Source organism: Mesorhizobium loti (assembly GCA_014189435.1).
Lineage (GTDB): Bacteria > Pseudomonadota > Alphaproteobacteria > Rhizobiales > Rhizobiaceae > Mesorhizobium > Mesorhizobium loti_G.
Map to the genome: position 1 here is coordinate 5,374,950 of CP050293.1, position 14,159 is coordinate 5,389,108.

Annotated in this window: 13 protein-coding genes; 8 read left to right on the forward strand and 5 right to left on the reverse strand. The window is 63.1% G+C overall.

The window, feature by feature from the left end:
• Nucleotides 1–22: 22 nt before the first annotated feature.
• The 6 genes from HB777_25750 to HB777_25775 all read left to right on the forward strand — a co-directional run bounded on the left by HB777_25750 (nucleotide 23) and on the right by HB777_25775 (nucleotide 5,669).
• Nucleotides 23–784 (forward strand): HpcH/HpaI aldolase/citrate lyase family protein, encoded by a 762-nt coding sequence (locus HB777_25750; GenBank protein ID QND66988.1) that lies wholly within the window; start codon nucleotides 23–25, stop codon nucleotides 782–784.
• Nucleotides 785–972: 188 nt separating this feature from the next.
• Nucleotides 973–2,172, forward strand: coding sequence for a pyridoxal phosphate-dependent aminotransferase (locus HB777_25755; GenBank protein QND66989.1), 1,200 nt, complete (start codon nucleotides 973–975; stop codon nucleotides 2,170–2,172).
• 73 nt (nucleotides 2,173–2,245) lie between these two features.
• Entirely contained in the window at nucleotides 2,246–3,043 is a 798-nt protein-coding gene (locus tag HB777_25760; protein ID QND66990.1) for an amino acid ABC transporter substrate-binding protein, read from the forward strand.
• A gap of 152 nt (nucleotides 3,044–3,195) precedes the next feature.
• Nucleotides 3,196–3,870 carry an amino acid ABC transporter permease gene (locus tag HB777_25765; protein QND66991.1) on the forward strand — a complete coding sequence of 225 codons (675 nt, stop codon included), beginning with the start codon at nucleotides 3,196–3,198 and terminating at the stop codon, nucleotides 3,868–3,870.
• Between the two features lie 46 nt (nucleotides 3,871–3,916).
• Entirely contained in the window at nucleotides 3,917–5,191 is a 1,275-nt protein-coding gene (locus tag HB777_25770; GenBank protein ID QND66992.1) for a cysteine desulfurase-like protein, read from the forward strand.
• 1 nt (nucleotide 5,192) lies between these two features.
• Nucleotides 5,193–5,669: a GNAT family N-acetyltransferase gene (locus HB777_25775; protein QND66993.1), complete on the forward strand. Its 477-nt coding sequence runs from the start codon at nucleotides 5,193–5,195 to the stop codon at nucleotides 5,667–5,669.
• Nucleotides 5,670–5,695: 26 nt separating this feature from the next.
• Here HB777_25775 and HB777_25780 read toward each other — a convergent pair whose 3' ends face one another.
• From HB777_25780 to HB777_25800, 5 genes are read right to left on the reverse strand one after another with little or no spacing between them, the layout of a single operon-like run.
• The gene (locus tag HB777_25780; protein ID QND66994.1) at nucleotides 5,696–6,526 is read right to left on the reverse strand and encodes a dipeptide ABC transporter ATP-binding protein; all 831 of its coding nucleotides are present in this window, start codon (nucleotides 6,524–6,526) and stop codon (nucleotides 5,696–5,698) included.
• Entirely contained in the window at nucleotides 6,523–7,380 is an 858-nt protein-coding gene (locus tag HB777_25785; protein QND68906.1) for an ABC transporter ATP-binding protein, read from the reverse strand. The genes HB777_25780 and HB777_25785 overlap by 4 nt, the downstream gene beginning before the upstream one ends.
• A gap of 2 nt (nucleotides 7,381–7,382) precedes the next feature.
• Nucleotides 7,383–8,306, reverse strand: coding sequence for an ABC transporter permease subunit (locus HB777_25790; GenBank protein ID QND66995.1), 924 nt, complete (start codon nucleotides 8,304–8,306; stop codon nucleotides 7,383–7,385).
• Between the two features lies 1 nt (nucleotide 8,307).
• Complete coding sequence (locus HB777_25795) at nucleotides 8,308–9,315, reverse strand: ABC transporter permease subunit (GenBank protein ID QND66996.1); 1,008 nt, start codon at nucleotides 9,313–9,315, stop codon at nucleotides 8,308–8,310.
• A gap of 50 nt (nucleotides 9,316–9,365) precedes the next feature.
• Nucleotides 9,366–10,958: an ABC transporter substrate-binding protein gene (locus HB777_25800; GenBank protein ID QND66997.1), complete on the reverse strand. Its 1,593-nt coding sequence runs from the start codon at nucleotides 10,956–10,958 to the stop codon at nucleotides 9,366–9,368.
• A 479-nt stretch (nucleotides 10,959–11,437) separates the two neighbouring features.
• Here HB777_25800 and HB777_25805 point away from each other — a divergent pair, with 479 nt between their 5' ends.
• Both HB777_25805 and HB777_25810 read left to right on the forward strand, forming a co-directional pair.
• Nucleotides 11,438–13,429: a long-chain fatty acid--CoA ligase gene (locus HB777_25805; GenBank protein QND66998.1), complete on the forward strand. Its 1,992-nt coding sequence runs from the start codon at nucleotides 11,438–11,440 to the stop codon at nucleotides 13,427–13,429.
• Nucleotides 13,426–14,145 carry a methyltransferase gene (locus HB777_25810; GenBank protein ID QND66999.1) on the forward strand — a complete coding sequence of 240 codons (720 nt, stop codon included), beginning with the start codon at nucleotides 13,426–13,428 and terminating at the stop codon, nucleotides 14,143–14,145. The genes HB777_25805 and HB777_25810 overlap by 4 nt, the downstream gene beginning before the upstream one ends.
• Nucleotides 14,146–14,159 lie beyond the last annotated feature (14 nt).

The following is a 14,159-nucleotide window of genomic DNA, read 5'->3' on the forward strand; positions in this document are numbered from 1 at the left end:
AGAGACAAAAAAGGGGATCGGCATGAGCGAGTTCCGCCAGAAATGCATCGGCAAGACGAGCCTCGTCGGTTCCTTTGCGGCCATTCCCCATCCCGTCGCGGTCGAAGTGATGGCGCAGTCCGGCCTCGATTTCCTCTGCATCGACTGGGAGCATGCGCAAATCTCGCGCGACATGATCGAGAGCATGGTGCGGGCGGCCGACGTGCATCGCGTGCCGGCCATGGTGCGTGTTCCCGGCCATGCGCCGGAAGCCATCCAGGCGGCTTTGGATAGTGGCGCGCAAGGCGTGCTGGTGCCGCGCATATCGACCGCCGCCCAGGCCGCAGCAGCAGTCAAAGCCTCGCGCTATCCGCCAAAAGGCGAGCGCGGCGTCGGACCGGGCCGGGCCGCCGGCTACGGCTATCGCATTCCCGAATATCTGGCCGGCGCCAATGACAGGATCGTCGTCGCGATCCAGGTCGAGACATCGGAAGGGCTGGCCAACATCGAAGCGATCGCGGCCGTCGACGGTATCGACGTGATCTTCGTCGGCCCTGGCGATCTTTCGGTGTCGATCGACGCGATCGGGCCGAACGGCGCCGACAGGCTCAATGCAGCGATCCGCACGATCGTCGGCGTGACGATCGCGCACGGCAAGGCAGCCGGCATATTTTGCGCCAGCCCGCAGCCCGTCGGGCAATGGGCGGCCATCGGCGCCAGCTTCTTCATCCTGGCCAGCGACACGATGTTTCTCGGCGCCGGCGCCGCGGCCAACTGTGCCGCGGCACGCGACGAACTGGCCTGAGACGCGCGGCAAGGCGAAAAAGGCGTATCGGCAATGCAACAGGCCGGTCAAACTTTTTAAGCTTAAAACTTTCGCCTTGAAAAGTGCCGCACTTTGGATAAGCATTCCAGGATCGATGGCGACGGCCGTATCGGGCGGGCTTCCCGGCCAGTCCATCGTTGTGCTCCGGGTGGGAGGGGTTTCAGTCCTTGTCGTTCGTACTGCCCCAGTCATCGTCCAGCGCGCGCTATGCCTTCGATGGCGTGCGCGCCCAGATTCGCGATCTGCACACAGAAAACATCGCCAACCTTGCCGTGCGGGCGCGTGAACTGGGCGATGTGATCGCGCTCTGGTACGGCGAAGGCGACATGGTGACACCGGCTTTCATCCGCGACGCCGCCAAGGCAGCCTTCGATGAAGGCCTGACCTTCTACGTTCCCAACATGCGCGGCCACGGCCCGCTGAATGAAGCGCTGTCGGAGTACCAGACGCGCATCCATGGCCGGCCGATCCCGATCGCACGCACCACCGTCACGCCGGGCGGCATGCAGGCGCTGTACCTGGCGCTGGAACTGCTGGTCGATACCGGCACCAACGTCGTCTATGTCGCGCCGCAATGGCCCAACATCCACAACGCCATCCATTTGATCGGCGGTGAGCCACGGCCGTTTTCGCTCGACTACAGAGGTGACTGGCATCTCGACCTCGACCGGCTGTTTGCGATCTGCGATGCACGCACCCGCGCCATCTTCCTGTCGACGCCATCCAACCCAACCGGCTGGACCGCGTCGCGCGAGGAGATGCAGGCGCTGCTCGATTTCAGCCGGCGCACCGGCATCTGGATCATCTCCGACGAGGTCTATAGCAGGCTCTATTTCAACGGCGACGTTGCCCCCTCCATCCTGCAGATCGCCGAGGATGGCGACCGGGTGCTGTCGGTCAACAGCTTCTCGAAGGCCTGGGCGATGACCGGCTGGCGCATCGGCTGGCTGACGCATCCATCAGGGGTGGCCGACCAGCTCGGCGCCATGACGCAATATGTCAACAGCGGCACGGCGGCGCCGATCCAGGCTGGCGCTGTCGCGGCGATCCGCCAGGGCGAGCCGTTGGTCGAGGAGATCCGGCAGCGGATCAGGACCGGTCTCGACCTTGCCTATGACAGGCTGGCGCAGATTCCGGGCATCATCCTGCCTGCGAAACCGCGCGGCGGCATGTATGCCTTCTTCGCCATGGAAGGCGAAAGCGACGCCCGCCACGCCTGCGCCAGGATATTGGAGACGGCACGTGTCGGGCTGGCGCCCGGCCATCTGTTCGGGAGTTCGGCAACGGCCTTCCTGCGGATGTGCGTGTGCCGGGAACGTGACCAGATAGCGACCGCGCTCGATCGCATGGTCGCTGCCATGAATTGACGCCCTGCCTGAAGCGGGGCGGCAAAAAACCGTGCGGGAGCAACCCGCCCGATCAACAACAGAGGGAACACACATGAGCTTCACTCGTCGCAGACTGCTTCTTCTCGCTGCCGCCATCGGCATCGCCGCCGGCCCCGCCACCGCCTATGCCGCCGACGTGCTCAATGTCGGCGCCTACCCGACCAATCCGCCGTTCGAATACAAGAACGAGAGCGGCACCTTCGAGGGCTTTGAAGTCGACATCGTCAACGAAGCGGCCAAGCGCATCGGCATGACCACCGACATTGCCGATCTCGGCTTCCAGGCGCTGTTCGCCGCCACCACCTCGAAGCGTATCGACGTCGCCATCTCGTCGATCACCATCACGGCGGAGCGGCTGAAATCGCAGTCGTTCACGCAGCCCTATTATGATTCCGACATGGGCATCGCCACCAAGACCGACAGCGCGATCAAGGCCGAAGCCGACCTCAAGGGCAAGATCGTCGGCGTGCTGTCCGGCTCGACCGGCGAGACCTGGGTCAAGGCGCATCAGGAGGCCGACGGCTTCAGTGACGTGAAGGGTTACGACACGCAGCAGAACCTGCTGCTCGACCTCAGCGCAGGACGCGTCGATGCGGCTGTCAGCGACATTCCGGGCATGGAATATTCCTTCACCAAGATGAAGGACCTGGTCGTCAAGGAGCGCATCAAGACCGGCGAACAGTACGGCCTGATGATGACCAAGGACCATCCGCTGCTCGGCAAGCTGAACGACGCGCTGAGCGCTATGAAGAAGGACGGCACGCTGGCCGCGATCCACAAGAAGTGGTTCGGCAGCGACGCACCCGCCGACTCTTCGACCATGAAGGAAATGCCGCTGCCGAAGGCCTGAGCTGAAAGCTGCGCTGACATCGTGCCGGCTTTCCAGGCCGGCACGATTCATTTCATGCGCCAGCGCCGGCTTCCGCGCAGACCGTCTCGCCATTGGCGAGGTCGATTGGTTTTAACCTGAGCATCCTTGCTCTCGGGTTCGGGAACGCTCCCATGTCGCTGCTGGATACCTTCTTCAACCCCGATGTCATCATGTCCAGCCTGCCAGCGCTGCTGCGCGGCTTCCTGAACACGCTGCTGCTCGGCATATTGAGCATCGGCATCGGCATCCCCATCGGCCTGGTGATCAGCCTGGTCCGACTCTATGCGCCAAAGCCGCTGCGGTGGCTGGCGGTCGGCTACACCGACATCTTCCGCGCCCTGCCGGTGCTGGTCGTGCTGATCCTGATCTACTACGCGCTGCCCTTCCTCGGCATACGCCTGTCGTCCTGGGCTTCGGCGGTGACGGCCTTCGCCTTCATCATGTCGGCCTACTCGGCCGAGGTGTTCCGCTCCGGCATCGAAAGCATTCCGCGTGGCCAGTTCGAGGCGTCGCAGGCGCTTGGCCTGCCGTTCCTCCTGACCTTGCGCAAGGTGGTGCTGCCGCAAGCGATCCGCGTGGTCATCCCGCCGATGACCAGCAACTGCGTCTCGATGTTCAAGGACACTTCGCTCGCCTCCACCGTGGCGCTGCCCGAGCTCCTGAAGGAGGCGACCAACGCGCAATCGCTCTACGCCAATCCATCGCCGCTGATCGGCGCAGCGCTTGTCTATCTCATCTTCCTCTGGCCGATGGTGCGCCTCGTCAGCCTGCTTGAAGACCGCTTCAAGACCGAAAAGAAGCGCTGACCTCGCCAACCGATCCCCCCGCCCAAGTCCTCTGCAGGAGCCTGCCGTGAACAAGCACCAGACCGACAATGCGAACGCAAGCGCGTTCCCCGTCGACACCATCCGCGCCATGTTTCCAGCCTTGCAGCGGGCCGGGGATTTCATCTTTTTGGACAACGCCGCCGGCGCGCAGATCCCGCAGAGCGTGCTCGACGCGGTGACCAACCATCTGGTTTCGCACAATGTGCAGCGCGGCGGCCGCTATGGCCGCAGCGTCGCCGTCGACCAGTCGGTTGCCGATGCTCGGACAAGCGTCGCGCTGCTCATCAATGCCTATAGCCCGGCGGAAATCTGCTTCGGCATGAACGCCACCTCGTTCATTCGCCTGGTCAGCCTCGGCATCGGCCAGATGCTGCAAGAGCGTGACGAGATCGTCATCACCGACATGGACCACGACGCCAACATCGCGACCTGGCTGGCGCTGGAGTCCGCCGGCGTCAAGTTCAAATGGTGGCGCATGCGCGAGGACGGCAATCTGCATGTCGACGATCTGCGCCCGCTGGTTTCCGACCGCACCCGTCTCGTCGCCTGCACGGTCACCGCGCATTCGATCGGCTCGATCGTCGATGTCGCATCGGTGGCTGGGATCGCGCACGCGGCCGGCGCCGAAGTCTTCCTCGATTGCGTGCATTACGGGCCGCATGGGCTGATCGACGTGCAGGCCTGGGATTGCGACTATCTCGTCTGCTCCGGCTACAAAAATTTCTCGCCGCATATGGGCTTCCTGTGGGGCCGTTTCGAAACGCTGAAGCGGCTGCCGACTTTCCGCGAGGATTTCATCCCCGACGAACCGCCCTACAAGGTCGAGGCCGGCACCTTCATCTACGAGAATGTCTCGGGCATGGACGCCGCCGTGCAGTATCTCGAACTGATCGGCCGCAATCTGGCTCCATCCAACAACCGCTCGCGGCGCGACAACATCGTCGCCGGCATGGGCGCCATCCGCGATTATGAGCTGGTGCTGGCGCGCGAGATGCTTGCCGTGCTGAAGGATTGCGGCGCAACGATCTACGGCGTTGCCGACGAGGCCCGCATCAATGAGCGCGTGCCGACCTTCTGTTTCAACATCGGCACACTGTCGCCGCAGCGGATCGTCGAGGAGATGGCCGAGATGCAGATCGGCATCCGCGACGGCCACATGTACGCGCCGCGGCTGATGAAGCGCCTCAACCTCTCGATGGACAGCGGCGCCATCCGCGCCTCGCTGGTCCACTACAACACGATCGAGGAAGTCCGGCGCTTCGGTGAGGCGCTGCGCGCCATCATCGCCAAGCTGTCGTGACATGACTGGTCCCGGCGGCTCCGATGATCCAAGCGCCGACGAGGCGACGTCTCTTGTTGTTCTCAGTGAACCCACGCCAGAGGACATTGTCGCGCTCGAGGATCGCCTCTACGGCTTCAACGTCGCCGTCACCGGCGTCGATGACGGCCGTTATTTATCGATCTTCCTGAAGAGGGACGACGGGACGATCTATGCCGGTCTCCACGGGCACAGTTGGGCGGGCGTGTGCGAAATCAAGACGCTATGGATCGCTGACAGCGAGCGCGGCAAAGGCCTCGGCTCGCGCCTCCTCGCCGAAGCCGAACAGGAAGCGCGTCGGCGCGGGTGCCATGTCATCCATCTCTCGTCCTTCACCTTCCAGGCGCCGGACTTCTACGAGAAGCATGGATTTCAGCGGCTCGTACAACTCGAGGACTTCCCGCGCGGTCACGCTAACGTCCTGCTCGCAAAGATGTTGGTGCCGGTGCCACCAATTTAGCTGACACTGGCCAGTGTCAGCTGATCTCAGGCGGCCTTCTTCTTCGCCAGCCTCGCCTTGATCGAGGCGACGTCGGCACGCGGCGTGGCGGCAAACAGCGTCTTGGTGTAGGCGTGCTTGGGGTCCGAAAAAACCTCGTCGCGCGAGCCGTATTCGACCGCTTCGCCGAAATACATCACCATCACATCGTCGGCGATGTAACGCACGACGGACAAATCGTGGCTGATGAAGACATAGGTCAGCTGGAATTCGTCCTGCAGGTCGGCGAGCAGGTTGAGCACCTGCGCCTGTACCGAAAGGTCGAGCGCCGAGACCGGTTCGTCAAGCACCAGCAGGCTTGGGTTGAGCATCAGCGCGCGGGCAATGGCGATGCGCTGGCGCTGGCCGCCCGAGAACATGTGCGGATAGCGGTTGTAGTGCTCGTGGCCGAGGCCGACCTTCTTCAGCATCTTCATCGCCAGGTCGCGCCGTTCGGCGGCCGACTTGTCGGTGTTGATCAGCAGAGGCTCGCCCAGCACGTCGCCGATCTTCTGGCGCGGATTGAGCGATCCATAGGGGTTCTGGAAGACGATCTGCACCTTGCGGCGCATCTCCTTCGTCAAGGGGTTCCTGGCGATGTCGACCTTGTTGCCGTCGATGAACAGGTCACCTGATGTCGCCGGATCGATCAGCGTGATGATGCGGGCAAGCGTTGACTTGCCGCAGCCGCTTTCGCCGACGATGGCCAGAGTCTTGCCCTTGTCCACCTTGAAGGAGACACCCTTGACCGCATGCACGGTGCGCGGTCCGGTGAACAGGCCGCCGCCGATGTGATAGTCGCGGACGATATTCTTGCCTTCGAGAACCGTGGTGCTCATGAGGCGGCTCCCGCGGCAGAGGGGGCCGGTTCGAACATCATGTCGGACACGGTCGGCAGCCGGTCGCCGACGGCATTCTCCGGCAGCGCCGAGAGCAGAGCCCGCGTGTAATTGCTCTTCGGTGATTCAAACAGCGACAGCACGTCGGCCTCTTCCATCTTGCGGCCCTTGTACTGGACGATGACGCGGTCGGCGGTCTCGGCCACCACGCCCATGTTATGGGTGATCATGATCAGGCCCATGCCGTATTTGGCCTGCAGCGAAACCAGGAGATCGAGGATCTGTTTCTGGATGGTGACGTCGAGCGCAGTTGTCGGCTCGTCGGCGATCAGCAGTTTCGGATTGCAGGCGATGGCGATGGCGATCATGACGCGCTGGCACTGGCCGCCGGACATCTGGTGCGGAAACGAGCTCAGCCGTTCTTCCGGGTCGGCGATGCCGACCAGCTTCATCAACTCGATGGCGCGGGCCCGGCGCTGGGCACGGTCCATGCCCATGTGGAAGCGCAGCACTTCCTCGATCTGGAAGCCGACGTTGAAGCACGGGTTGAGGCTGGCGACCGGCTCCTGAAAGATCATCGAGATGTCCTTGCCGACGATCTTGCGGCGTTCGGACGGGCTGAGTTCCAGGAGGTCGACGCCGTCGAAGGCCATGCGGTCGGCTTTGACCGTTGCCGTGTTGGGCAACAGCCCCATCACCGCCAGCATCGACACCGACTTGCCGGAACCGGACTCGCCGACGATCGCCAGCACTTCGCGCGGCTCGACCGACAGGTCGATGCCTTGCACGGCCATGAACGGTCCGGCCGCGGTGTCGAAAGAGACGGTGAGGTTCTTGATCTCGAGCAGAGGCATGCTCACGACCTCTTCAGCTTGGGGTCGAGCGCGTCGCGCAGGCCGTCGCCGATCAGGTTGATGGCGAAGACGGTGATCAGGATGGCGAGGCCGGGAAAGGTCACGACCCACCAGGCGCGCAGGATGAACTCGCGCGCCTCGGCCAGCATGGTGCCCCATTCGGGCGTCGGCGGCTGCGCGCCCATGCCGAGGAAGCCAAGGGCCGCCGCCTCGAGAATGGCATTGGAGAAGGACAGCGTCGCCTGCACGATCAGCGGCGCGATGCAGTTGGGCAGGATGGTGACCAGCATCAGCCTGAGATGGCTGGCGCCGGCGACCTTGGCCGAGACGACATATTCGCGGGTCTTCTCGGCCATCACGGCAGCGCGGGTGAGCCGGGCGAAATGCGGCTGCAGCACGAAGGCGATGGCGATCATGGCGTTGACGAGGCCGGGCCCGAGCACCGCGACCAGCACCAGGGCCAAGAGCAGCGACGGGAAGGCCAGGATGATGTCCATGATGCGCATGATCAGCGTGTCGACCCAACCGCGGCAGTAGCCGGCGAGCAGGCCGAGGATGACGCCGGAAATCAGCGCTGACGTGACGACGACGAAGCCGATGGCGAGCGAGAAACGCGAGCCATAGATCAGGCGCGACAGCATATCGCGACCGACGGCGTCGGTGCCGAGCAGGAACTGCGCGTTGCCGCCCTCCTGCCAGGCCGGCGGCGTCAGGAAGAAGTCGCGGAACTGGTCGTCCGGCGAATGCGGCGCCAGCAGCGGCGCGAAAATGGCGATCAGGATCAGCAGCGCAAAGACGAAGAGCCCGATCACCGCGCCCTTGTTGACCGAGAAGTAATGCCAGAACTCGCCGAACATCTGCAGCCTTGCGTCCTGCTGCTTGACGACGGTCGCGGCTTCGACTGTGGCTGGGCCTTCGTTGCTCATGTCAGTTGGCCCGGATGCGTGGGTTGATGACGGCGTAGAGCACGTCGACGATCAGGTTCACCGACATGACGATCAGCGCAATCAAAAGCAACCCGCCCTGCACGGTGAAATAATCGCGCTTGGAAATGGCGTCGATCATCCATTTGCCGATGCCGGGCCAGGAGAAGATGCTCTCGGTCAGGATGGCGCCGGTCAAAAGCGTGCCGACCTGCAGGCCGATGGTGGTGACGACCGGGATCAGCGCGTTGCGGAAGGCATGCAGGCCGACGACCCGGAACGGGGTCAGGCCCTTGGCGCGCGCGGTGCGCACATAGTCTTCGCCGAGCACTTCGAGCATGGCCGAACGCGTCTGCCTGGCGATGACGGCGAGCGGTATGGTGCCGAGCACGATTGTCGGAAGGATGAGGTGCGACAGCGCCGAACGGAAGGCGCCCTTCTGCCCCGAGATCAGGGAATCGATGGTCATGAAGCCGGTCACCGGCTTGAAGAAATAGAGAAGGTCTATGCGGCCGGAAACCGGCGTCCAGTGCAGCGTGCCTGAGAACACGATGATCAGCAGCAGACCCCACCAGAAGATCGGCATGGAATAGCCTGCCAGCGCCGTGCCCATGGTCAGCTGATCGAACCAGGAGCCGCGCCGAATGGCGGCAAAGATGCCGGCGGCGACACCCAGGAGGACGGCAAAGATCATGGCGCAGATGGCGAGCTCGACCGTTGCCGGGAAGCGCACCAGGAAATCCTTGAGCACCGGCGTCTTGGTGGAAAACGAGGTGCCGAAATCACCGCTGAGGATGTTGGTCAGATAGGTCAAATATTGTTGCCAGATCGGCAGGTCGAAACCGAACTGGTGCATCAGCGCCGTGTGACGTTCGGGCGACAGGCCGCGTTCGCCCGCAAGCACCAGCACGGGATCACCGGGCAGGATGCGCACGAAGCCAAAGGCGAGGATGGTTATCCCGATGAAGGTCGGGATGATGAGGGCGAGCTTGCCGAGGATATAACGCAGCATGGCGGGCGAGTGGGGGCGTCACCACATGGCGACGCCCCCGTTTCGCAACCTTATTCGGCGATATCGACGCCGTCGAAGCGATGGATACCGAGCGGATCCATCGCAAAGCCGGTGACGGTCTTCTGCATCGGCATGAACACCTTGGAGTGAGCGAGCGTCGCCCAGGGTGCCTGTTCCTTGAAGATGACCTGTGCCTGTTCATAGAGCTTGGTGCGCTCGGCCTGATCCGAAACGGTCTTGGCCTTGTTGATGAGCGCGTCGAAGTCCTTGTTGCACCATTCCGCGCGGTTGTTCGAACCGACGGAAGCGCAGCTCAGGAGCACGCCGAGGAAGTTGTCCGGATCGCCATTGTCGCCGGTCCAGCCGACGATGACGGCGCCGTCGTGATCGACCGCGGAAGCGCGCTTGAGGTATTCACCCCAATCGTAGCTGACGATGTTGACGGTGACGCCGACCTTGGCGAAGTCCGCCTGGATCAGTTCGGCGGTGCGGCGCGCGTTCGGCATGTACGGGCGCGACACCGGCATGGCCCAGACGTTCATCTTGAGGTCCTTGACGCCGGCTTCTTCAAGCAGCTTCTTGGATGCATCCGGATCGTACGGATCGTCCTTCACTTCCTTGTTGTAGGACCACATGGTCGGCGGGATCGGATTGACCGCCACCTGGCCGGCACCCTGGAAGACGGCATCGATGATGGCCTTCTTGTTGATGGCCATGTTGAGCGCCTTGCGGACGCGCACGTCGTCGAACGGCTTCTGCTGCGTGTTGTACATCAGCGCACCGACATTGAGGCCTTCCTGCTCGTCGACCTTCAGGCTGGCTTCAGCCTGCAGGCCGGCGATGTCGGCCGGTGCCGGATACGACATGATGTTGCATTCGCCAGCCTTGAGCTTCTGCGCGCGCACCGCCGGATCGGTGGTGATGGCGAAGACCAGGTCGTCGATCTTCTGCTTGCCGCCCCAATAGTCCGGGTTGGCCTTGTAGCGGATGGCCGCGTCGGTCTGGTAGTCGACGAAGATGAACGGGCCGGTGCCGATCGGCTTCTGGTTGAACAGTTCAGGCGTCTTGTCGGCCTGCAGCTTGTCGGCATATTCCTTGGAGACGACCGAGGCGAAGTCCATGCCCAGCGTCGGAATGAAGGTGATTGCCGGATCCTTGAGGGTGAACTTCACCGTCAGGTCATCGACCTTTTCGACCTTGGTGATGTTGTCGCCGAACTGGTCATTGTAATACTGGTAGGCAATGCCCGGGATGTACTGGAACCACGGGCCGGCCTTGTCGACCTGACGCGTGAACGAGAACACCACGTCGTCGGCGTTGAAGTCGCGCGTCGGGGTGAAATAGTCGGTGGCGGCGAACTTGACGCCCTTGCGCAGCTTGAAGACGTATTCCTTGCCATCGTCGGAGATCGTCCAGCTTTCAGCCAGGCCCGGCGAGATCGTTGTCTTGCCGTGATCGAATTCGACAAGGCGGTTGAAGACGGTACGCGAGGACGCGTCGAACGTCTGGCCGGCGGTATACGGCGCCGGGTCGAAACCCTCCGGCGAAGCTTCCGCACAATAGACCAGAGTTTTCGCGTTGGCCACGCCGCCCAGGACGCTTGCAGCCAGCAACGCGGCTGCAAAAGTCAGTTTCTTCTTCATTGAGCACTCCCTGATGTTCTTCCAAGCCCCTCTATCAGGCTCGCGAAGCGCGCATATAAGCACCGTTTTTCCGGCTTTGGAACACCCCGTTTGCTTACCCCGCGGGAAGCAGGAAAAAAATCCGCGATTTTGCTAAATGGCAGAAAAAATTAGCAGTTTTTTTCCATTCACGCTATTGTTAACGACCGCATTTTTTTATTGATCGCCGATCTGACGATATCGATGTCGCGCGCGCTTGCGAGTGGCCGAGGGTGCGCCGGGACACAGGGGGAGGGTGTGCCGGGACACAGGGGGAGGGTGTCGGCGGCAGGAAACATTTTCGGCGGCAAATCTTTCGCCGCCTTGCCGCAAGGGCAACACTTGCACCGTCACCAATGGAGGCAATACATAGATGATATAGCGGCAGCAGCGGAGGGCGTCTCTGTCAATTCAGGGGCGAGCGCGGCGCGGGCGAGCAAGAATTGTCGAGGGAGGAACGGGTGGCAAAAGCATCAAGGACGACGGCGCCGGTGAAAGCGGGAGCCAAGGCGGCTGCCAAAGCAGCTGCTGCCACGGCCAAGCCGAAAGCGTCAGTTGCCAAAGCCGCCGCAGCCCAGCCGAAGGCGGCCAGCGTGCCAGCAAAGGCAAGCGCAAAGCCGGCGGCCAAAGCCCCGGCCAAGCCCGTGACCGGAAAGACGGCCACCGCAAAGGCAGTCGCTGTCAAGCCGGCAGCGAAGACTGCAACGGCGAAGGCACCACCGGCAGCGAAGCCCGCCCCAGCCAAGGGGTTGCCGAAAGCGCTCACGGCTCTCGCCGCGGGACTGCCGGAAAAGCCGTGGCTCAAGAGCTATCCAAAAAACGTGCCAGCCGAAATCGGCGCCCTGCCCTACAGCTCGATCGGCGATTTCCTCGTGGCCGCCTGCAAGCAATTTTCCGCGCAGCCGGCCTTCACCTGCATGGACAAGTCCATCAGCTACACCGATGTCGAGCGGCTGTCGGCGGCCTTCGGCGCCTACCTGCAATCGAAAGGCCTTCAGAAAGGCGCTCGCGTCGCGCTGATGATGCCGAACGTGCTGCAATATCCCGTGGCGATGATGGCCGTCTTGCGCGCCGGCTATGTCGTGGTGAACATCAATCCGCTCTACACCCCACGCGAGCTCGAACATCAGCTGAAGGATTCCGGTGCGCAGGCCATCGTCATCCTGGAGAACTTTGCCAACACCTTGCAGGCGGTGATCGCCAGGACCGCGGTCAAGCATGTGGTGGTCGCCGCGATGGGCGACATGCTCGGCGGGCTGAAGGGCACGATCGTCAATTTCGTCGTGCGCCGCGTGAAGAAGATGGTGCCGGCCTGGTCGCTGCCCGGCCATGTCAAGTTCAACGCGGCCTTGAAGGCCGGCGCCGGCGCGACCTTCAAGCCGGCCAAGGTGGCAGCCGACGATGTCGCCTTCCTGCAGTACACCGGCGGCACCACGGGCGTCTCAAAGGGTGCCACGCTGCTGCACAGCAACGTGCTCGCCAATGTCGTGCAGAACGCGCAGTGGATGGAGGACGCCTATACGATCAAGCCGAAACCGGCGCACCCCAACTTCATCTGCGCACTGCCGCTCTATCATATCTTCGCGCTGACGGTGAACGCGCTGATGGGCATGCAGCAGGGCGCCCGCAATGTGCTCATTCCCAACCCGCGCGACATTCCCGGCTTCGTCAAGGAACTGCAGAAATATCCGGTGCACATCTTTCCGGGCCTCAACACGCTGTTCAACGCGCTGCTCAACAATGAGGATTTCCGCAAGCTCGACTTCAAGCCGCTGATCCTGACGCTGGGCGGCGGCATGGCGGTGCAGAAAGGCGTCGCCGAACGCTGGAAGGCGCTGACCGGTTGTCCGGTCACCGAAGGCTACGGCCTCTCGGAAACCTCGCCGGTGGCCACCGCCAACAAGTTCACCGCCGGTGACTTCACAGGCACGATCGGCCTGCCGCTGCCCTCGACCGAGATCGCCATTCGCGACGATGACGGCAACAATCTGCCGCTCGGCGAGGTCGGCGAAATCTGCATCCGGGGACCGCAAGTGATGGCGGGCTACTGGAACCGGCCGGATGAGACCGCCAAGGTGATGACCAAGGACGGCTACTTCAAATCCGGCGACATGGGCTTCATGGACGAGCGCGGCTACACCAAGATCGTCGACCGCAAGAAGGACATGATCCTGGTCTCGGGCTTCAACGTCTACCCGAACGAGCTCGAGGAAGTCGTGGCGATGCATCCGGGCGTGCTCGAAGTGGCGGCGATCGGCGTGCCGGACGAGCATTCGGGCGAAGTGCCGAAGCTGTTCATCGTCAAGAAGGATCCGGCCCTGACCGCTGAAGCGATCACCGCCTTTTGCCGCGAGAACCTGACTGGCTACAAGCGGCCCAAATACATCGAATTCCGCACCGAGCTGCCGAAGACACCGGTCGGCAAGATCCTGCGGCGAGCGTTGCGCGAATGATCGCAGCCGACGGCACGCAGGCCGAGGACACGCTTTGCCGTCCTGATCCGACAGAGTTCATCAGGGCGAACACGCGCATCGCCCCGGTGCCGTCGCTCCCCGAGATCCGCCTCTATACGCCGCATCCGGCCAGTGGCCTGCGGCGGCTTACCGATCCGCACCAAAGCATCGACGTCGATGAAGAGACGGACGATGATGGACCTGAGCCGCAGGCGCCCTATTGGGCCTATGTGTGGGCCGGCGGCGCCGTGCTTGCGCGCCACATACTGGACCATCCGGAAATCGTGGCCGGTCGCCGCGTGCTCGACCTCGGCGCCGGTTCCGGCCTTGTCGGCATTGCCGCCGCCAAGGCGGGGGCGCGCGAGGTGATTGCCGCCGAGATCGACCGCAACGGCGTTGCAGCACTCGGCCTCAACGCCGCGGCGAACGGCGTCGTGATCACGGTGATCGCAGACGATATCACCGGGGGTTCGCCACCAATGGTCGACCTCGTGCTTGCCGGCGATGTCTTCTACAGCCAGGACGTCGGCGACCGCGTCATGCCCTTTTTCGAACGCTGCCTGAATGCCGGCATCGAGGTCCTGGTCGGCGACCCCGGCCGCGCCTATCTGCCGCTGTCACGGCTGCGGTTGCTCGCCGAATATCAGGTGCCGGATTTCGGCCAGGCGAAAAACAGCGCGCTGCAGCCAAGCGGTGTCTTTCGTTTTGAAGGCTGACGAGGCGACTGCAT

Excerpts from the sequence above, each read along its gene's own strand:
- HB777_25795 (QND66996.1), bottom strand. The coding sequence starts at position 9,315 with ATGCTGCGTTATATCCTCGGCAAGCTCGCCCTCATCATCCCGACCTTC.
- HB777_25775 (QND66993.1), top strand. The coding sequence starts at position 5,193 with ATGACTGGTCCCGGCGGCTCCGATGATCCAAGCGCCGACGAGGCGACG.
- HB777_25800 (QND66997.1), bottom strand. The coding sequence starts at position 10,958 with ATGAAGAAGAAACTGACTTTTGCAGCCGCGTTGCTGGCTGCAAGCGTC.
- HB777_25750 (QND66988.1), top strand. The coding sequence starts at position 23 with ATGAGCGAGTTCCGCCAGAAATGCATCGGCAAGACGAGCCTCGTCGGT.
- HB777_25785 (QND68906.1), bottom strand. The coding sequence starts at position 7,380 with ATGCCTCTGCTCGAGATCAAGAACCTCACCGTCTCTTTCGACACCGCG.
- HB777_25760 (QND66990.1), top strand. The coding sequence starts at position 2,246 with ATGAGCTTCACTCGTCGCAGACTGCTTCTTCTCGCTGCCGCCATCGGC.
- HB777_25810 (QND66999.1), top strand. The coding sequence starts at position 13,426 with ATGATCGCAGCCGACGGCACGCAGGCCGAGGACACGCTTTGCCGTCCT.
- HB777_25790 (QND66995.1), bottom strand. The coding sequence starts at position 8,306 with ATGAGCAACGAAGGCCCAGCCACAGTCGAAGCCGCGACCGTCGTCAAG.
- HB777_25765 (QND66991.1), top strand. The coding sequence starts at position 3,196 with ATGTCGCTGCTGGATACCTTCTTCAACCCCGATGTCATCATGTCCAGC.
- HB777_25780 (QND66994.1), bottom strand. The coding sequence starts at position 6,526 with ATGAGCACCACGGTTCTCGAAGGCAAGAATATCGTCCGCGACTATCAC.